Here is a 19,519-nt window from a genome sequence, read left to right on the forward strand (position 1 = left end):
AGACCACACCGGTCAGCCGATTGAGAACATTGAGCGCGACACAGATCGCGACAACTTTATGGCCGCAGATGAAGCACAGAACTATGGTCTGATCGACCAAGTGTTAACAAAGCGCCCATAAGCCACATAACAGGTATTTGAGAGAATCAGCATGACCGACGAGAAACGAGGAGGGGACAGCAAGCTGCTGTTCTGTTCCTTCTGCGGAAAAAGCCAACATGAAGTTCGCAAGCTAATTGCGGGTCCGTCGGTGTATGTCTGCGACGAGTGCGTTGATCTCTGCAACGACATTATTCGCGAAGAAGTTCAGGAGAAAGCGGACGAGAAGGCCAGTGATCGCCTGCCAACCCCGCGTGAGCTGAAAGCCTCGTTGGATGATTATGTCATTGGTCAGGAACAAGCTAAGCGTGTGCTCGCTGTAGCGGTTTACAACCACTACAAGCGTCTGCGTGCCGGTATGAAGCGTGCCGTCGGTGCCCGCACCGGCGCTGAAGTCGAGTTGTCGAAGAGCAATATCTTACTCATTGGACCGACCGGTTCGGGTAAGACCTTATTGGCAGAGACCTTGGCGCGCGTGCTGAATGTGCCCTTTACCATTGCCGATGCGACCACGCTGACGGAAGCCGGCTATGTCGGTGAAGATGTAGAGAACATCATTCAGAAGTTGCTGCAAAAGTGCGACTACGACGTTGAGAAAGCTCAGACCGGCATCGTCTATATCGATGAAATCGACAAGATTTCTCGCAAGAGTGATAACCCGTCCATTACGCGTGATGTCAGCGGTGAGGGCGTTCAGCAAGCACTGCTCAAGCTCATTGAAGGCACGGTTGCCAGTGTGCCACCGCAGGGTGGTCGCAAGCATCCTCAGCAAGAGTTCCTGCAGGTCGATACCTCGAACATTTTGTTCATCGTCGGCGGTGCTTTTGCTGGGCTTGATAAGGTCATTGCTCATCGTGCAGAGCCCGGCGGTATTGGCTTTAACGCGCAAGTGAAGAGCATCAGCAAGGCGCCAAGCGTTGGCGAGCTATTCCAAACGGTGCAGCCGGATGATTTGGTGAAGTTCGGCTTGATTCCGGAGTTCGTAGGCCGTCTGCCCGTGATTGCTTCGTTAACGGAATTGAATGAAGCAGCGCTAATCCAAATCCTGACTGAGCCGAAGAATGCCTTGACCAAGCAGTATGCCAAGCTATTTGACATGGAAGGTGCATCGCTGGAATTCCGTCCAGAGGCCCTGAGTGCGATAGCTAAGCGTGCTTTGGAGCGAAAAACGGGGGCTCGTGGCCTGCGCTCGATTTTGGAAGGTGTTTTGCTCGGTACCATGTACGAGCTTCCCTCCTTAGAAGGTGTTAGCCGCGTCGTTGTAGATGAAAAAGTGATCTTGGGTGAAACAGAGCCTTTACTGGTTTATGACAACATTGAGACGGCTCGTGTCATGCCGGAGTAGTGTTTAGACTCGATTCGAGTGACAAAAAAGGGACCATCGGTCCCTTTTTTGTTGGCTTTTCGCTCAACCAGCGATTGGTCACCTTGTAATCTGGCTCGGTCTCCCCCAAAAAGGAGTTAAGCGCATCTGCGCAGTCAGATTGGGAGTGTTGTGTCATGACTGATGGCCTCAAGTTACCGTTATTGCCATTGCGTGATGTGGTGATCTATCCCCACATGGTCATTCCGTTGTTTGTAGGGCGTGAGCGTTCGATTCAAGCGCTGGATTTGGCGATGAATGCCGACAAGCAAATTTTCTTGGTGTCGCAGCGTGATGCGGCCGAAGACGACCCCCGCCAGTCCGGGCTCTACACCATTGGTACTATCGCGCAGGTGTTGCAGCTCTTAAAGCTACCCGATGGCACCGTTAAAGTGCTCGTGGAAGGCTTGCGCCGCGCTGAGCTGAGCGATCTCACTGAGACGGCTGGCGCCTTCGTGGCGGTCTTGTCCGAAATCCCTAGTGAAGATCTGACACGTGCAGACGCGGAAGTGCTGACACGAACGCTGCTCAATCAATTTGATCAATACGTGAAGCTGTCCAAGAAGGTCGCTGCCGAGGTGTTGACTTCTGTCACCGGCATTGATGATCCCAGCCGACTAGCCGACACTATTGCCGCTCATTTATCGCTGCGTTTAGAAGAAAAGCAGGCCATCTTAGACATCCTGCCAGTGCAGCTTCGCGTTGAGCACCTCATGGCCTTGATGGAATCAGAGATCGACATTCTGAAGGTCGAAAAGCGCATTCGTGGCCGCGTTAAGAAGCAGATGGAAAAAAGCCAGCGTGAGTACTATCTGAACGAGCAAATCAAAGCGATTCAGAAGGAACTGGGCGACCTCAATGAGGGCGGCGAGGATGAGCTGTCTGAAATGGAGCAACGCATTGCTGCAGCCGGCATGCCTGTGGATGCCCGCAAGAAAGTCGATAGTGAGCTAAAGAAGCTACGCCAGATGTCACCCATGTCCGCAGAGGCGACGGTGGTTCGTAGCTATATCGACTGGATGCTGGGTGTGCCCTGGAAAAAGCGCAGCCGAGTACGAATTGATTTGAAGAAAGCCCGCGAAATTCTCGATGCGGATCACTTTGGCCTAGAAGAAGTCAAAGATCGCATTCTGGAATACCTTGCCGTGCAATCGCGCGTTAAGAAGCTCAATGGCCCGGTGCTTTGTTTAGTGGGCCCACCAGGTGTGGGTAAAACCTCATTGGGGCAGTCTATTGCGAAGGCGACTAATCGTGAGTTCGTGCGTATGGCGCTGGGCGGTGTGCGTGATGAGGCCGAGATTCGTGGCCATCGCAGAACCTATATCGGCTCCATGCCGGGCAAGCTGATCCAGAAGTTGTCTAAAGTGGGCGTGCGTAACCCACTGTTTTTGCTAGATGAAATCGACAAAATGTCTTCTGATATGCGGGGTGATCCGTCGTCAGCCTTGTTGGAGGTTTTGGACCCTGAGCAGAATAAGGCCTTTAATGATCACTATCTCGAAGTCGACTACGACCTGTCGGACGTAATGTTCCTGTGTACCGCGAACTCCATGAATATTCCGGCGCCTTTGCTGGATCGTATGGAAGTCATTCGCTTGCCCGGTTACACCGAGGCCGAGAAAATTGCCATCGCGCAACAGTACTTAGTGCCTAAGCAAATTGAAGCAGCAGGCTTAAAGCCTACGGAAATCAGCATCACCGAAACCGCCTGCCGAGATATCGTGCGTTATTACACGCGTGAGGCCGGTGTGCGTGCCTTGGATCGCGAGATCGCCAAGGTTTGCCGTAAGGTCGTGAAAGAGGCCGTGATGGGCACGCGTCACGGCGCTATTGTGGTGGATGATGCATTTCTGGAAGCGTATTTGGGTGTTCGCAAGCACAACTACGGTAAAGCCGAAGCGGAAGATCAAGTGGGTCAGGTGACGGGCTTAGCTTGGACTTCTGTGGGCGGCGAGCTGCTCACCATTGAGGCCATTTCCGTGCCGGGTAAGGGTGGCCAATTAATGACGGGCTCGCTGGGCGATGTCATGCAAGAGTCCATTCGCGCGGCCATGACGGTAGTGCGCTCGCGTTCACGCACGCTGGGCCTATCACCTGATACGTTCGAAAAGCGGGATATTCATATCCACATGCCAGAGGGCGCTACACCCAAAGATGGCCCCAGTGCCGGTATCGGTATGTGCACCGTACTGGCTTCTGTCCTCACCGGAATTCCGGTGCGAGCAGATGTGGCGATGACCGGGGAAATCACCCTACGTGGGCAGGTCTTGCCGATTGGCGGCTTGAAAGAGAAGCTCTTGGCCGCGCATCGTGGCGGCGTTCGTACCGTTATTATTCCTGAAGAAAATGCGCGTGATTTGAAGGATATTCCGGATACGGTGAAGGCCGCTTTGGAGATCCGTACGGTGAAATGGATCGACGAAGTGCTCGCCATTGCCCTCACGCAGACCCCTCAACCGTTAAGTGATGAGGCGTATGAAGCAGGTTTGGCTCGTGTCGAAAGACGGGATCAGCCCAATGTAAGCCACCATTAAGGCCGGTAAAGTAAATTTTTATGCTGAAAACAGGGGTTTTAATGGAGTTGTGCTTGATTCCTTTGCCCCTGCGTTTTATAAAACAACTCACTTGCGTGGCCCTGTTGCCAGCAGCTGAACTACTCCAATAATCAAAATGTCTATCGAAAAGGGGACGCCTGTGAACAAGTCTGAATTAATTGACGCCATTGCAGAAAAAGCTGACATGACCAAAGCGGATGCCGGCCGTGCATTAGACGCAACCGTTGCTGCCATCACAGCAACCTTGAAGGGTGGCGATGCCGTTACTCTGGTTGGCTTTGGTACATTTGCTGTGAAAGAACGCGCCGCTCGTACAGGTCGTAACCCGCAAACGGGTAAAGAAATCAAAATCGCCGCCTCCAAGACTCCGTCCTTCAAGGCCGGTAAAGGTCTGAAGGATGCCGTAAACGTCTAAGGATGTTTTGCGGTTAAAGCAGTACCCGAAAAGCGCGCCTACTCTGGCGCGCTTTTTTCTAGCGTCGTAATGACGCATCCATTTAGCGTGTGGGTTGCTCATGCAAGCGTTTCGTGATGTGGTTCGTGGTTGGTTAGGGAAGGTCATGCTCGGCCTTTTGGCGCTTCCGTTAGTGTTGGTTGGTGTCGAGTCCTATTTCGGTGGCAATTCTGAAGTGATCGTTGCGGAAGTTGATGGGCACGAGATCTCTCAAACGCTGTTGGATAAGGCGTTTGAAAATCAGAAGCAGCAAGTGTTGGCACGTATGGGCGCCGAGAGCGTTCTTACAGATGAGCAACAGAAGCAGTTGCGGGAGCGTGTCTTAAATAGCCTGATACAACGCCAGCTGCTGCTGACATCAGCACACGATGCCGGTTACAAGGTTTCTGATGCCACGATTCAAACCTTGATTCAGAGCACACCGACATTCCAAGAAGCCGGCAAGTTTTCGCCCTCTCGCTATGCCTTAGTCCTGAGCCAAATTGGCGAGACACCGGCGACATTCCCTGAGCGTGCCCGCGAAGAGATTTTGACCTCACAGCGCGTGTCTGGCTTGCTCATGAGCGCGTTTGTCACGCCAACAGAGTTAGATCAACTGAGTGCTTTGGATAGCCAGCAGCGTGATATTAGCTATGCCATTATCCCAGCGAATCGTTTCCTAGCTAACGTCAACGTCACGGATGCTCAAATCAAAGCGTTCTACGATAAAGATCAAAGCCTGTTCAGCCGTCCGGAAGTGGTCAGTGTGAATTACCTAGCGTTGACCCGTGGCATGTTTGCCGGACAAGCCAAGTCAGACCCGGAAGCTGTGAAAGCGCGCTATGACGAACGCGTAAAAGCCTTGGCCAGTACGGAAGAGCGTCAAGCGGCGCATATCCTGATTGCCATTGATGACAAAGTGAAGGACGCGGATGCCAAGGCCAAAGCAACAGCGCTGGCCAAGCAGGTAGCGGAGGGGGCTGATTTTGCCGCATTGGCGAAGGCGAACTCCAAAGACCCAGGCTCGGCGGCCAATGGTGGCGATTTGGGCCTGACCGCTCGTGGTCAGTTTGTGCCTGAGTTCGACAAGGCGCTTTTTAGCCTGAAGCAAGTGGGTGACGTGTCGGACGTGGTTAAAACCCCCTTTGGTTACCATCTCATTAAGCTGCTGGCCATTAAGCAACCAACTGTCCCTAGCTTTGCTCAACTCCAAGCCGAATTGGAGCAAGAAGTTCGCGCTACACAGACAGATGAGCTGTTTGCTCAGGCTGTGGAGAAGCTAGATGCAGCGGTTTATGAGTCATCTGACTTACAAGGCCCTGCCAAGGCCTTCAATCTTCAGGTTCAAACCTCGCCGGTCTTTGATCGTCAGGGTGCAGCAGGTGTTTTCAGTGAGCGCAAAGTACTGGATGCCGCTTTTAGCGACGACTTGATCAAAGAACGTAAGAACACCAGCGCGATCACGCTTAAAGATGGCACCACACTGTGGTTGAGCCTGGCCTCGCACCAGCCATCACGCAAGCTGCCATTGGCGGAAGTGTCTTCGGTTATCCGTACCAAACTGCAAATTCAACAGGCACTGGCGCTGGCTAAGCAGGCGGCTGAAGTCGTTGCACGTGACACTAAAACCTTAGGTTTTGCTGCGGCAGCCAGCAAAGCCGGTTTAAGTGTTCAAGTGCAGACGGGCGTGACACGTCGAGATACCGCGCTTAATCCATTGCTGTTGCGCGAAGTCTTCCGTATTGCACCGCCGAAGGGTAAGGCGTTGAGCACGGGTGTGGCGGAGTTGGGTGATGCCGTTTCGGTTATTGCTTTAAGCGCCGTTAAGCCGGGTGTCGCACTGGCGGGCACACAACGTTCCGCTACGCAAACCATGCTGGGTGAAAACCGCGGCCAACAAGAACTTCAGGATGTTCTGGGTTTCTTAAAGGCCGAAGCTAAAATCACCTTGAGAGCAAATAATTCAGCGGAGTAAACGTCTGAGTCTGGCTCAATAAAAAGCCGCGCAACTCGATGAGAGTAGCGCGGCTTTTAAATGCCTGAAACAAGACGCTTAGACAGAGTCTAGTGCAGGCATCGCAACGGTATTGAAACCACCATCCACATATAAAATCTCACCGCTAATACCAGACGCTAAGTCTGAGCACAGGAAGGCTGCGGCATTGCCGACTTCCTCGATGGTGACATTTCGACGCAGCGGAGTAGCGGCTTCGTTATAGGACAACATTTTACGGAAGTCTTTAATGCCACTGGCTGCCAGGGTGCGAATCGGACCTGCCGAGATGGCATTCACGCGAATACCCTCTGGACCCAAGCTGGCACTGAGGTAGCGCACATTGGCTTCCAAGGAGGCCTTCGCTAGACCCATGACATTGTAGTTAGGTACGACGCGCTCAGAGCCCTGATAGGTGAGCGTTAGCAAGCTGCCACCGCGTCCCAACATCATCGGCTTAGCGGCTTGTGCTAAGGCACTAAAGCTAAATGAGCTAATGTCATGAGCAATGCGGAAGCCTTCACGCGTGGTGATGTCCACATAATTGCCTTCTAGCTCATGGCCTGGCGCGTAACCGACCGAGTGCACGAGAACATCGAGGCCATCCCAATGTGCAGCTAGGGCGCTAAACACGCCGCTAATTTCATCATCTGAGGCAACATCGCAAGGAAACGTCAAGGTAGAGCCAAAGGTCGCGGCAAAGCCTTCAACACGGCCTTTCAGCTTGTCATTTTGATAGGTAAAGGCGAGTTCGGCACCCTCACGATGCATCGCTTCAGCAATGCCATAAGCAATAGAGAGTTTGCTGGCGACGCCCACAATGAGAACGCGCTTGCCGGTCATCATGCCCATATCAGGCTCCTGTTCGGTAAATTTAAATCGTTTAACGATGGCAAAAAGTATAGTGGCATTTAGGTCTGCACGGGCAGCGGTGGCGGCGAAAGAGTTAGGCTCATTGCAGAAACCAACGCCTTGGTATAGGGGTGTTGTGGCGTTTGGAAAATTCGCTGGCAATCACCTGACTCGACGACTTTTCCCGCTTGCATCACCAAGACACGGTGGCAAAGCGCTTGAACTACGCGCAAGTCATGGCTAATGAACAAATAGCTAATGCCACGCTCCCGCTGGATATCACGGAGCAGGCTAAGAATTTCGCCTTGGGTATGGCGATCTAAGGCCGAGGTAGGTTCATCGAGCACTAAGACCGCAGGGTCCAAAATCAGCGCGCGTGCTAGCGCGATGCGTTGGCGCTGTCCGCCGGAGAACTCATGTGGGTAACGGTGACGACACTGAGGGTCGAGTCTAACCGCTGTCAGTGCCGTACAGACAGCGGCATCCAGGGCCGCTTCAGTTAAGGCCTGATGTGCGCGTAACCCTTCGCTGATCAGGGCGGCTACGGTCAGTCTGGGGTTAAGACTGCCATAGGGGTCTTGAAACACCAGCTGTAACTCGGCACGTCCCCGTCGAAGCGACTCGCCTGACAGCTTAAGCCAATCCTGACCCAAGAGCACCACGCGCCCGGTGGCAGGAGTAAGTCTGAGAATGGCCGCCGCAAAGCTGGATTTACCGGAGCCAGACTCGCCCACAATGCCCACCGATTCGCCTTGCGCCAAGGTAAGCCCTAATGAGCAGACGGCGTCACGCCAATGAGACACCGCACCCCACCACGTTTTTTCAAGGGCATAGCGCACATTGAGTTGACTCACGCTCAGTGTCACGTTGGCATCTTTGGGGCGTGGGCAGGGTTGGCTGTTCGCAAACGGTTGCAGCAAGACGCGGGTGTAGTCGTGTTTGGGTTGCTGAAACACGTGCTCGGTTTTATCGGCTTCAATCACTTGGCCCGCTTGCATAACCATGACGCGATCGGCGTAACGTTGAACCTGTGGCAAGTCATGACTAATGTGAAGAATGGCAAGCCCACGGCGTTTTTGTAGCGACTTTAACAAGTCCAGTATCTGATTCTGAAGCAGCGCATCCAAGGCCGTGGTGGGCTCATCTGCAATCAAAAGCTTGGGCGAGTTAGCTAAGGCCATGGCAATGACTACGCGCTGCCGTTGGCCGCCGGAGAGCTCATGCGGCCAGGCTTCCAGACGTCGAGCGGCATCATCAATGCCGACTTCGGCCAGCAGGCTTAACGCCCGCTGTGTCGCTTGGGCAGGGCTGATGGATTGATGTAGCGTGATGGCCTCAATGAGCTGCTTGCCGATGCGATGCAAAGGGTTTAGCGCGGTCAAGGGTTCTTGGTAGACCATGCCAATATCGCCACCGCGTAACTGACGTAAGCGCTCGAGCGAAAGGCTAGCCAAGTCTTGGCCCTGCCAGTGAATCGTGCCCTCACTTTTGAGGCCAGCCGGCAGTAAGCGTAAGCAGGCTAAACCAGTGAGTGTTTTGCCCGAGCCTGACTCACCGACTAGCGCCAACCATTCACCTGCGTTGAGATCTAAGGACACTTTTTGCACCAACTTCTCAGATGCTGAGTTGGTAATCGAGAGCTGTTGAATGCGTAGTAGCGAAGAGGTCATTTCAACGCGACCTGTCGTGGGTCAAAGGCATCACGAAGACCTTCCCCGATAAAAACCAATAGGGTCATGAGTGCCGCGAGTGAAAAGAAGGCCGTTAAGCCCAGCCAAGGCGATTGCAGGTTGTTTTTACCTTGCGCGATGAGCTCGCCTAGGGAAGCTGAGCCGGGCGGCAAACCAAAGCCTAGGAAGTCCAACGAAGTCAGTAACCCGATGGCGCCAGTAAAAATAAAAGGCAACAGGGTGAGCGTCGTGACAAGCGCATTCGGTAAGACATGACGCCAGACTAAGAGCCAGGGCTTAACCCCGAGTGTGCGGGCGGCTCGAACATAGTCTAGCTGTCGTGTACGGAGAAACTCAGCACGCACCAAGCCACTTAAATCGGTCCAACTAAACAGGGCTAGGAGGCCCAGTAGCCACCAAAAGTTCGGCACAACCACGCTGGATAAAATGATCAGCATAAAAAGCACGGGCAGGCCGGACCAAATTTCAATGATGCGCTGGCCGAAAAGGTCTACCCAGCCACCCCAATAGCCCTGAATCGCGCCAGTGCCTACCCCTAAAATGACTGTTGCCAGCGTGAGCAGGCCGGCAAAACAGAGCGAAATACGGATGCCGTAGATAAGCCGTGCTAACACGTCGCGACCTTGGTCGTCTGTGCCTAACCAGTTTTGCGAGGACGGTGCGGAGGGTGTAGGTTCGGCGCGTTCAAAGTGGATGGTGTCGGCGTTGAAACGAATCATGGGCCAGAGCATCCAGCCCTGTTCATTGATGAGTGCTTGCACAGCAGGATCACGATACACCGTGGTGGTTTCAAATTCCCCGCCAAAATGACTTTCGGGAACATCCTCCAGCAGCGGAATAATCCACTCACTCTGGTATCGAACCAAAATGGGCTTGTCATTGGCGACGAGCTCGGCCCCTAAGGTGGCGATAAAAATCACGATTAGGCTGATTAGCGACCACCAAGCGCGGCGGTTAGCGCGAAACTGCGCCCATCGTCTTTGGGTCAGCGGAGACCACGATGAGGAAAGCTTCAAGATGTCACCTGTTCAAAATGAATGCGCGGATCCACCCAGCGGTAACAGAGGTCACCCAGTAATCGGAGCAACATGCCCATCAGCGTAAACAAAAATAAGGTGCCAAATATGACAGGGTAGTCGCGGTTGATGACGGACTCATAACTGAGTAGCCCGAGGCCATCCAGATTGAACAAGATCTCAATGAGGAAAGCGCCTGTAAACAAAATGCCAAACAGGGTGGCGGGTAGGCCCGCGATAAGAATGAGCATGGCATTGCGAAAGACATGGCCAAAAAGCACGCGTTGTTCACTGGCGCCCTTGGCTCGTGCCGTTAGCACATACTGCTTCTGTAGTTCTTCCAGAAAGCTGTTGCGGGTAAACAATGTCAATGTCGCCAAGCCACCTAACGTCAGGCAGATCGTAGGCAATACCATGTGGTGGGCATAGTCGAGCACTTGCTGCCAAGGCGACAGGGAAGCGAAATTTTCGGAGACCAGCCCTTGCATGGGGAACCATTGCCAATAGCTCCCGCCGGCAAAAAGAATGATCAGTAGCAAGGCCAGCAGGAAGCCAGGAATGGCATAAGCCACAATGATCATGCCGCTGGTCCACACATCAAAACGGCTGCCGGGGTAGCGCGCTTTTCGAATGCCAAGAGGCACCGCAATAAGATAAATAAGCAAAGTGCTCCAGAGCCCGAGCGATAGTGATACGGGCAACTTCTCTTTAATCAGATCCATTACTGATGTGTCGCGATAGAAGCTATTTCCCAAATCAAAGCGGGCGAAATCATTCAGCATTTTCCAGAAACGCTGAGCCGGAGGCTGATCAAAACCGTATTGCTTTTCAATGGCTGCAATGAGCTCAGGGTCCAAACCCTGGCTGCCCCGATAGCCGTGGCCAGAGGTGCTACTCGAAACGGCAATATCGCCTTGGCTAGACATCACTGAGCTGCCGCCGATACCCTGCAAATGTGCCAACGTACGATCGACTGGCCCACCAGGCGCGGCCTGAATGATGAGAAAGTTAATCAGCAAAATGCCAAAGAGTGTCGGCACCATTAACGCAAGGCGTTGTAGGGTATAGGTCAGCATTACTTAGCCTCCGCAGCGGGGCGGCTAAACCACCAGGTATCTAAGCCATCACCAAAGCGGGGCGGGCGCTCGGGTCGCCCAAAACGATTCCACGCTGCAATGCGAATGACGGGGGTGTGATAGTGAGGAACCACGAGATGTTGTGCCCGCAGCACTCGGTCTAGCGCGCGTACGGCGGTGACCAATTCGCCGCGATCTTGAGCTTGAGTCACCTGCCCAACCAGCGCGTCCACGGCGGCCGATTTCAGACCCGTCAGGTTGCGGCTACCCGGTGTGGCGGCGGCTGCGCTACTCCAAAAGCTCCACAGCTCATTACCGGGCGAGCTGGATGCTGGGAAGCCTCCGACTGTCAGATCAAAATCAAACTGACGCAGTCGCTCAACGTATTGCGCCGCATCGAGAATACGAATATCTAGGGTGATGCCCAAGCGCGCTAAATTCCGTTTAAACGGCTGGGTGATACGTTCAAACTCAGGCTGCACAAGCAACATTTCAAGGCGTAAAGGTACGCCTTTGGCGTTGATCAATTGACCCTGCTGTACGCGCCAGCCCGCTTGCTTGAGCAGTTGCTGTGCCGCGATGAGGTTGTCGCGATTGTATCCATCACCCTGGCTGCGAGGCGGCATGACGGCCGGCCCGAATACCTGTGGTGGGAGTTGGCGTCTAAACGGCGTTAGCAGTCGCCTTTCCGCTTGGCTAGGCAGGCCAGTAGCCGCCAAAGCGGAGTTGTCAAAATAGCTACTGGTGCGCTTATAGGCTTGATAAAACAGGGCGCGATTTGACCACTCAAAATCGAACGCTAGGCTCATCGCCTCCCGGACGCGAATGTCATTGAGGGGTGAGCGTCGGGTATTAAAGAGAAACCCCTGCATACCGCTGGGGTTTTCATGGCGTTGCTCTAACTTGATGACCTGCCCGTTTTGAACAGCAGGAAAGTTGTATTCGGTCGCCCAGGTTTTGGCTTTGTTTTCTAAGCGAATATCGTATTGGTCGGCTTTGAAGCCTTCAAAGGCCACACTGCCATCGCGATAGTAGCGATAGCTGATGCGTGTAAAGTTGTGAAGGCCGCGGTTAATGGGGAGTTTCCAGCCCCAGTAGTTTGGATTTCGAGCATAGGTTACGCCACGACCCGGATCAACCTTGGCCACCGTGTAAGGGCCACTGCCAATAGGGGTATCTAGGCTGGACTTTTCAAATGCGCGGTTTTGCCAGTAATGCTTAGGCAAAATGCTCATTTCGCCCACGATCAGTGGCAGCTCTCGATTCGTTTTGCTGCGAAACTCGAAATGTACCCTCAGCGGGGTCAGGGCTTGAACGCGTTTCACATCAGCAAAGTAGGCTTTGTATGCTGGCGCACCTTGGCTTTGAATCAGCCTGAATGTCTCCACAACGTCCGCAGCACGGACCGGTTTGCCATCGCTAAATCGGGCCTCGGGCCGCAGCTGATAAATTACCCATGAGGCGTCATTAGGGTCACGTTCAATTCGCTCGGCCAACAGCCCATAGCGCGTAAAGGGCTCGTCTGGCGAGGCCACCGTTAGGCTGTCATAAATCCGGTTAATACCTTCTGCGGCAATGCCCTTGCTTATGAATGGATTCAAGCTGTCAAACGTGCCGGTGGAATCTAGGCGTAAATGACCACCGATGGGCGCAGAGGGGTTCGCAAAAGGGAAGTGCGTAAAGCCTGCAGTGAGTGCTGGTTTGCCATGCAGTGCCAAGGCATGGCTGATTTCGATGCGAGCTTGACTGAACCCTGCGGCGGAAAGTGTGCAACTCAAAACCAGGCCGAAACCTAAGACCCGCCACAGACTCACGTGAAACTCCCTGCGTTATAGTGCCTTGGAGTTTAAAACACTGGGAAGCACACGCAAGATCAATTCCTGACCAACCGTTAAATTTTGGATGCTGCCGTTCCAAGCGCGTAACTCGGCCAGAGTGACTTGGTACTGACGGGCGAGCGAGGACAGGGTGTCGCCTTTTACCACGCGACGACGAAGTTCAATACGCGCATCAGATGCGTCGTCATTGACTTGAATAACATCCGAGGTCATGGCGTTAATGCGGCGCGCCGTGGGTAGGTTGAGCTCGCGTCCGATGCTCAAGGTGTCGTCACGTTGAGCAAAATTTGCGGCCATGACGGCAGTTGTTGAAAGCCCAAACGCGCGAGCAACGGATGTCCACGTGTCGCCAGCTTGAACGATATAGCGAGTGGGCTCGCTGCTGAAGCTGACGGCTTGAACGACAGGCGCATCATTGCTGAGCTTAGAGGAAGGAGCAGTGAAGTTATCGAGGGGCTTAGCCTCATTCTTAGCCATTAAAACACGTGGCCCACCGGCTGACTGCATAAGCTGGTTTTCAAGTGCGACGTCTAAGGTTGCTGGTAGATGCCAATGATAAGGGCCTTCGGGCGGGTTTCTGTCACGGCGATACGCGGGGTTTAGCTCACGAATAAAGGCGTGCGATAGGCCTGTAATTTCCGCCACCTCGTTGAGGGTCAAGGGGCTGGTGGTGTTAATGGTTCGGTAATAGGGCCGATTGGGAATGCTCGCCATTCGCACGTTGAAGTTTTCGGGCGATTTAAACAGAGCAGCTACCGCTAGGAAGCGGGGCACATAGGCCATGGTTTCAGCAGGGAGCTTTAGGGACCAATAATCCGTCGGCAGACCAAGGGCAATATTACGCTTGATGGCTCGAGATACGGTTCCTGGGCCTGCGTTGTAAGCGGCAAGTGCCAACTCCCAACTATTAAAAATGGAGTTTAGTTTTGCCAGGTAGTCATAAGCGGCTCTTGTGGACGCTAAAGGATCACGACGACCATCGAAATACCACGTCTGATCGAGACCATACAGGCGACCCGTATCTGGAATGAACTGCCACAAACCTGCTGCTTGCGAGCGAGAGGTCGCCATAGGGTCATAGGCACTTTCAATAACAGGGAGTAAGGCTAATTCAGCGGGTAGTTGACGGCGCTCGGCTTCCGTTACGGCCAGATACATGTGGCGTTGAGCGCGTTCAAGAATGCGATCCACATAAGCCTGCTTGCCCATCAGAGTCTGTTTTTGGCGCTGCAAGCGGTCTTCGGAAAGATCGGTGTCAAGGACGAAGCCTTTGCGGAGTCGATGAATCAAATCAAAAGTGTTGCTGTCGTTCTGGCTTGGTGTCGCACTGCGACTGTTTTCAATCGGCTCTGCCAGGTTGACGATGATGACTTGGCCGTTGCTGAGAGTAACGGTTTCAGCATTGCTGTCGGCATAAGCGCCGGTAGTGCCGGTCAAAACACATAAATACACCAGACGAAGGGAATGGGCTTTAAGGGCTAAAACGACCTGCTGGGCGAAGTGTTTTGATTTAGTACTAAGCGGCATAAAAGGACTCATAGATAGTGATTCGTGGCATGAAAAAAGAAAAAACCACGAACAAAAAATTACAATGACCGGATAGTAGACAGCGCAACGCTATGCTTGCAAGCAAGTAAATGTATCTAAAATTATCGCGAATCAATAAGTTGCTTGGCTTAATACAGGCAAATCCAGAGATTAGCTCTGGTCTTTCCACCGCCTCATTTGAGCCAGTGTGATGACTTCCGACTGAAAGGATTGCTTGGCAAAGTGCGATACCTGTTCCCTTAGCTCCGGGCTATGCAGTCTTAAAAAGGGATTGATGAGCCGTTCTCGCGCTAGCGTGGTGGGTAAGCTAGGCCGCTTCTGTTCCCGCCATGCCAACACTTCGTGGTAGGCGAGCGCGACGTATTCGTTGCTGGGCTCTACGTGTTTAGCAAAGGCCAAATTTTTCTGAGTGTATTCATGCGCAGGGAATATTTTCGTGTGGGCGGGGAGGTCATTGATGCGTTTTAGGGTATGAAAGAGCTGTAATGGTGTGCCTTCAAACAAACGACCACAACCGCCACTAAACAAGCTGTCGCCACAAAAAAGCCAGGCTGGCTCTGGCAAAAAATAGGCAATATGACCCAAGGTATGCGCGGAAACATCGACCACGCTGACTGAGCCTAGCCCAGGAATACGGAGCAAATCCCCGGGTTTAGCAGCCTGTGTGCGCCAGCGCTGGCATTCGTCTGGGCCCCACACCGCTAGCGTTTGCTGTTGAGTTTGTGCAAATGCTTCCAGCGCCTGAACGCCGCCCACATGATCGGCATGGTGGTGCGTCAGTAAAATGCCTGCGATGCGCTGTTGATTAGCCGCTAGCCACGAAATCACTGGTTTGGCGTCACCAGGGTCAACAACCCAGCAGCCTTTATCAGTCTTTATCAACCAGATGTAATTGTCGTTAAATGACGAAATTGGGATGGGGCTATGCATGAGCGCGTGACAGCTAGCGAAGGAGTCTCAATAATAGCCTGAACTTGTGTGAACATACCGTCATGACAGCTCTTCAATTACTGCCCAGTGTGATGTCGCGTACGGCGTGGACTTCAGCCCAAGCCCTCCGTGCACGGGCGAGAATGTCTCTGGTTTGGCAGCGGTATCTTCAAGAGTGTCACGGCTTATGGGCCGTTGAGCTGAGTAGTGAGTCGCTTAGCCGCGAAAACCTGCGAATTCCTCATGTATATCGGTTCAGTGAATCCTTTTTGGCTCAGGCCTCAGCATGGCCAATTCAGCCCCTCAGTCTGGACCTGGTGATTTGGCGAGTGGCTGCCAATGACATTGCTGAGCTACCGGCCGTGTTAGCTCAGATGGGTGCCTCGCTGGGCCCATCCGCCAGAATACTTATCTGGATAGAGTCGCCCCTGCTGAATAGCTGGTGTCAAATCGGCATGCCGCTGTGTTTGGGACACGATTGGGTGTTATGCCAAAGTACTTGGGGAGATGCGCGGCCCGTTAGCCTGTTTCCCGAGCTGGTCGCAAATAAATGGTCTGCAGCCTGGCAGCAATGGCTGCCGTTTGGGGCTGAGTGGAGTGTGCAGTTGTGGCAACGTGAAACGATTTGCCCCAACACACCTCGCTTAAAACGCCGTGCAAAAAAATCGGCATCGACCACCTTAGGGTGGCAACCACAATCCACCATTGATCATTCAGCGAAGTAGGAAGTTACATGTCGAGTACTGTGGTGATTCACACGGATGGTGCCTGTCGCGGCAATCCAGGCCCCGGCGGTTGGGGCGCGTTATTAGTCTCCGGCGCACATCGAAAAGAGCTCTCCGGCTTTGAGGTAATGACCACAAATAATCGCATGGAGCTGACCGCTGCGCTGGAAGCCCTGCGCGCCTTAAAAACGCCCTGTCAGGTAATTTTGTGGACAGATTCTGAGTATCTTCGTAAAGGCATGAGTGAGTGGCTGCCAGGCTGGAAGGCCAGAGGGTGGCGCACGGCAGCTAAGGCGCCGGTGAAAAATGCGGATATTTGGCAGGCGCTCGACGCCGAATCTCAGCGTCACCACATTGATTGGCGCTGGGTGAAAGGCCATGCGGGTGATCCGGGCAACGAGGCCGCAGATCAGTTAGCTAATGAGGCCATAGACCGAGGCTTGAAGGCAGCATGAGACAGATTATTCTCGATACTGAAACCACCGGCTTAGATCCCGCGCTTGGGCATCGCATCATCGAAGTGGGCTGCTTGGAGATGATTAACCGTCGTCTCACCAAGCGCAGCTTCCACCACTATTTACAGCCAGATCGGGACGTAGATGCCGGGGCTATGGCGGTGCATGGCATTACCAATGAGTTTTTGCGCGACAAGCCTCGCTTTGCCGATATCGCAGAGGCGTTTCTAAAATTCGTTGATGGTGCCGAATTAGTCATCCACAACGCCAGCTTCGATGTCGGCTTTCTGAATGCCGAGCTAGCGCGACTGAACATGCCGCGCATTCAAGAAAAATGCACGGTGCTAGATACGTTGCCGATGGCCCGGGCTAAGCATCCGGGCCAGAAGAACAATCTTGATGCCTTGGCTCGCCGTTATTTCGCGGATCAACGCGACCGAACCTATCATGGCGCCTTGTTGGACGCTGAGATTCTGGCCGAAGTCTATTTAGCCATGACCGGCGGCCAAGTTGGTCTGTCGTTGGGGCATGAAGAAGATTCGAATGAGTCTGGGGAAAGTGGCGGTGAGACCGTTCGGCGATTATCGCCCCAGCGTCCTCGCTTGCCTGTGATTAAAGCCAGCGCGGAAGAAATGGACGCCCATCTGCAGCGTGTGGCGGTTCTCGATAAAGCGATCAATGCCAACAGTTTATTTCGGCAGCTTGAACTAACCCAGACTGAGGCCGATGCGTGAGTACAGAATTTATACCAGGCCATCACTTTACCGGCCACATTCCCTATGAGGCTTCTGTCATTGCTTTCAGAGGCAACGAACTGCTGATCGACGTGAAGACGTTCACATGGCCACAGTACATCCACGTGATTTCCGCCACCTCCATAGATGCAGAGTGGCACTACCTTGGCGAGGTCAATTCACAGCCTTGCTTTACGGTTCAGCTCGATAGCAGCCTCAGTGCAGTGTTGCCCGAAGACTATGATTTAGTGCCGCTTCGTCAGTTAGTGATTGCACCAGACGCGCATATCTTTCAGTTGGCCGGTCGCGCAGCGCAAATTCTGGAATGGTCTAAAACACATCGTTTCTGCGGCCAATGCGGCTCTGGCATGCAACGGCATGAATTAAATGAGCGTGCACGGGTTTGTCCGAGCTGCGGCCACAGTTGTTATCCGCGAATTAATCCCTGTGTCATCGTCGTTATTGTGAAGGGCGATGAGCTGCTCTTAGCGCGCGCACATCGCTTCACCAATGGCATGTTTAGCGCGCTCGCTGGCTTTATGGAAGCGGGCGAGTCAGCCGAAGAAACTCTGGTCCGTGAGGTGCGCGAAGAGGTGGGCGTTGAGGTCACGAATATTCGCTATGTGACCAGTCAGCCTTGGCCATTTCCTAGCAATCTCATGCTCGGCTTTATTGCCGACTACGCGGGCGGCGAGATCACACTGCAGGATGATGAAATTGCCGAGGCCAGCTTTTATCGTTTTGATCAATTACCCTTTGTCCCCCCTACAGGCAGCATTGCGCGCTTGCTCATCGATCAAGTGGTTCGTGAGCGTCAGGCATTTCATCAGCAACTTATCAGTGAGTAATTTTTAATGGAGTGGTTGTCCGCGTACGGATTATTTTTGGCAAAAGGCGTGACCGGTGTGATTCTGCTGGCGATTTTGCTGCGGTTGATTTCACGTTCAAAGCAAGAAGGTGAGGGCCTGCAAACCGGCTACCTTGATGTTGAGGCGCTGAATGATCGTTACCAAGCAGAAGCCGATGGTTTGCGTACATTGGTATGGGATGATGCCGCTTGGAAGGTCGAGCGCAAGCAGCGCAAAGCGAAAGCGAAAGCGGAAAAAGCGGCATTAAAAGCCGCTGCTGCCCAGACTGTGGATGCCACCCAACTTCGTGCACGAGTGTTTGTGCTGCAATTTTCCGGCGATATGGCGGCCTCAGCCGTCGCGCATTTGCGTCAGGAAGTGTCGGCTCTGCTCGCTGTGGCAGTCGCTGGTCGCGATGAAGTGGTGCTGTTGTTGGAAAGCCCGGGTGGGGTCGTTCACGGCTACGGTTTAGCGGCTTCTCAGTTAGCGCGCATCCGTGATGCGGGAGTGTCGTTGACTATTTGTGTCGATAAAGTGGCGGCCAGTGGCGGCTACATGATGGCTTGTCTGGCTAATCGCTTGCTGGCCGCGCCGTTTGCCATCGTGGGCTCGATTGGGGTGGTGGCGCAAATCCCTAACTTTCATCGCCTGCTCAAGAAAAACGATATTGACGTTGAGTTGATGACCGCCGGTGAATACAAACGCACGTTGACCTTGCTGGGTGAAAATACCGACGCTGGGCGTGAAAAATTTCAGCATGATATTGATGAAACGCATCAGTTGTTTAAGCAATTTGTACAGCAATGGCGACCCCAAGTGGATATTGAGGTGGTGGCCACAGGGGAGCATTGGTTTGCCACGCAAGCCATCGCCTTGAACTTAGTCGATGCACTGCAAACCAGTGATGACTACTTGCGCCAACGGGCGAATTCGGCGGACCTATTTGCCTTGCATTGGCGTCAGCGTAAGACCTTGGCGCAGAAAGTGGGATTGGCTGCTGAGGAAAGCGCGGATCGCGTGTTAACGCGTTGGTGGCAACGCGCCACGCAAGCGCGCTGGCATTAAGGGGTAGGGGTGTTCAAGCCGACCTAACGTGTTGGCTCGAAATAGTCCTGCAGTAAGATCCAAATCACCCCGACAATAATGCCGGCTAGAAAAATGCCTGAGAGTACGAAAATTTCGGCGCTCTCAGCGTTTTCATCTAAATCCACTTGCTTTAAGCCAGCGACGTTAAACCCTGAGCGCAGGAAGCGACTGATGGCCTGACGCCAACGTGGCTTCTCTTTCGGACCGCCTGGCGGTAGCGGATGGCTATAACCCTTTTGCACGCGAAACTCCGTCTGATGACCCGCTCTTACTGGCG

18 protein-coding genes are annotated in these 19,519 nt (G+C 53.4%); 10 read left to right on the top strand and 8 right to left on the bottom strand.

The genetic code is table 11. The features are described 5' to 3' along the window. The 5 genes from AC14IB_RS00260 to AC14IB_RS00280 all read left to right on the top strand — a co-directional run. The coding region (locus AC14IB_RS00260) for an ATP-dependent Clp protease proteolytic subunit (protein ID WP_484230059.1) at window positions 1–121 on the top strand (121 nt) is incomplete at its 5' end. Between the two features lie 30 nt (window positions 122–151). Then, window positions 152–1,444, top strand: coding sequence for an ATP-dependent Clp protease ATP-binding subunit ClpX (gene clpX / locus AC14IB_RS00265; protein ID WP_484230023.1), 1,293 nt, complete (start codon window positions 152–154; stop codon window positions 1,442–1,444). A gap of 155 nt (window positions 1,445–1,599) precedes the next feature. After that, window positions 1,600–3,996 (top strand): endopeptidase La, encoded by a 2,397-nt coding sequence (gene lon, locus AC14IB_RS00270; protein WP_484230024.1) that lies wholly within the window; start codon window positions 1,600–1,602, stop codon window positions 3,994–3,996. 160 nt (window positions 3,997–4,156) lie between these two features. Next, a complete protein-coding gene (locus tag AC14IB_RS00275) occupies window positions 4,157–4,432 on the top strand; it encodes an HU family DNA-binding protein (RefSeq protein ID WP_068860697.1) in 276 nt (91 codons plus the stop codon). A 100-nt stretch (window positions 4,433–4,532) separates the two neighbouring features. After that, window positions 4,533–6,425, top strand: coding sequence for a SurA N-terminal domain-containing protein (locus AC14IB_RS00280; RefSeq protein ID WP_484230025.1), 1,893 nt, complete (start codon window positions 4,533–4,535; stop codon window positions 6,423–6,425). 78 nt (window positions 6,426–6,503) lie between these two features. Here the strand turns inward: AC14IB_RS00280 and AC14IB_RS00285 are convergent, their stop codons facing one another. From AC14IB_RS00285 to gloB, 7 genes are all read right to left on the bottom strand, one after another. Then, window positions 6,504–7,295: an enoyl-ACP reductase FabI gene (locus AC14IB_RS00285; RefSeq protein WP_484230026.1), complete on the bottom strand. Its 792-nt coding sequence runs from the start codon at window positions 7,293–7,295 to the stop codon at window positions 6,504–6,506. A 59-nt stretch (window positions 7,296–7,354) separates the two neighbouring features. Continuing rightward, window positions 7,355–8,965 (bottom strand): ABC transporter ATP-binding protein, encoded by a 1,611-nt coding sequence (locus tag AC14IB_RS00290; protein WP_484230027.1) that lies wholly within the window; start codon window positions 8,963–8,965, stop codon window positions 7,355–7,357. Then, complete coding sequence (locus AC14IB_RS00295; protein WP_484230028.1) at window positions 8,962–10,002, bottom strand: ABC transporter permease; 1,041 nt, start codon at window positions 10,000–10,002, stop codon at window positions 8,962–8,964. The genes AC14IB_RS00290 and AC14IB_RS00295 overlap by 4 nt, the downstream gene beginning before the upstream one ends. After that, entirely contained in the window at window positions 9,999–11,078 is a 1,080-nt protein-coding gene (locus AC14IB_RS00300; RefSeq protein ID WP_484230029.1) for a microcin C ABC transporter permease YejB, read from the bottom strand. The genes AC14IB_RS00295 and AC14IB_RS00300 overlap by 4 nt, the downstream gene beginning before the upstream one ends. After that, window positions 11,078–12,892, bottom strand: a complete 1,815-nt coding sequence (locus AC14IB_RS00305; protein WP_484230030.1) for an extracellular solute-binding protein — start codon at window positions 12,890–12,892, stop codon at window positions 11,078–11,080. The genes AC14IB_RS00300 and AC14IB_RS00305 overlap by 1 nt, the downstream gene beginning before the upstream one ends. Before the next feature lie 15 nt (window positions 12,893–12,907). Then, window positions 12,908–14,443, bottom strand: a complete 1,536-nt coding sequence (locus AC14IB_RS00310; RefSeq protein WP_484230031.1) for a transglycosylase SLT domain-containing protein — start codon at window positions 14,441–14,443, stop codon at window positions 12,908–12,910. A 171-nt stretch (window positions 14,444–14,614) separates the two neighbouring features. Then, on the bottom strand, window positions 14,615–15,394 hold the full coding sequence (gene gloB / locus AC14IB_RS00315) for a hydroxyacylglutathione hydrolase (protein ID WP_484230032.1): 780 nt from the start codon (window positions 15,392–15,394) through the stop codon (window positions 14,615–14,617). 62 nt (window positions 15,395–15,456) lie between these two features. Between gloB and AC14IB_RS00320 the strand changes: the two genes are divergently transcribed. Genes AC14IB_RS00320 through sohB form a run of 5 tightly spaced genes read left to right on the top strand, consistent with a single transcriptional unit; the run spans window position 15,457 to window position 19,221 of the window. Beyond that, window positions 15,457–16,119, top strand: a complete 663-nt coding sequence (locus tag AC14IB_RS00320) for a hypothetical protein (protein ID WP_484230033.1) — start codon at window positions 15,457–15,459, stop codon at window positions 16,117–16,119. A gap of 8 nt (window positions 16,120–16,127) precedes the next feature. After that, the gene (gene rnhA / locus AC14IB_RS00325) at window positions 16,128–16,574 is read left to right on the top strand and encodes a ribonuclease HI (RefSeq protein WP_484230034.1); all 447 of its coding nucleotides are present in this window, start codon (window positions 16,128–16,130) and stop codon (window positions 16,572–16,574) included. Beyond that, a complete protein-coding gene (gene dnaQ, locus AC14IB_RS00330) occupies window positions 16,571–17,308 on the top strand; it encodes a DNA polymerase III subunit epsilon (RefSeq protein ID WP_484230035.1) in 738 nt (245 codons plus the stop codon). The genes rnhA and dnaQ overlap by 4 nt, the downstream gene beginning before the upstream one ends. Next, on the top strand, window positions 17,305–18,156 hold the full coding sequence (gene nudC, locus AC14IB_RS00335; protein WP_484230036.1) for an NAD(+) diphosphatase: 852 nt from the start codon (window positions 17,305–17,307) through the stop codon (window positions 18,154–18,156). Before dnaQ ends, nudC begins: the two co-directional genes overlap by 4 nt. A gap of 6 nt (window positions 18,157–18,162) precedes the next feature. Continuing rightward, window positions 18,163–19,221, top strand: coding sequence for a protease SohB (sohB, locus tag AC14IB_RS00340; RefSeq protein WP_484230037.1), 1,059 nt, complete (start codon window positions 18,163–18,165; stop codon window positions 19,219–19,221). 23 nt (window positions 19,222–19,244) lie between these two features. On the opposite strand, the gene AC14IB_RS00345 is transcribed toward sohB, so the two are convergent. After that, the gene (locus AC14IB_RS00345; protein WP_484230038.1) at window positions 19,245–19,484 is read right to left on the bottom strand and encodes a hypothetical protein; all 240 of its coding nucleotides are present in this window, start codon (window positions 19,482–19,484) and stop codon (window positions 19,245–19,247) included. Between the last annotated feature and the right edge of the window lie 35 nt (window positions 19,485–19,519).

This window comes from Perlucidibaca sp. (assembly GCF_057084925.1).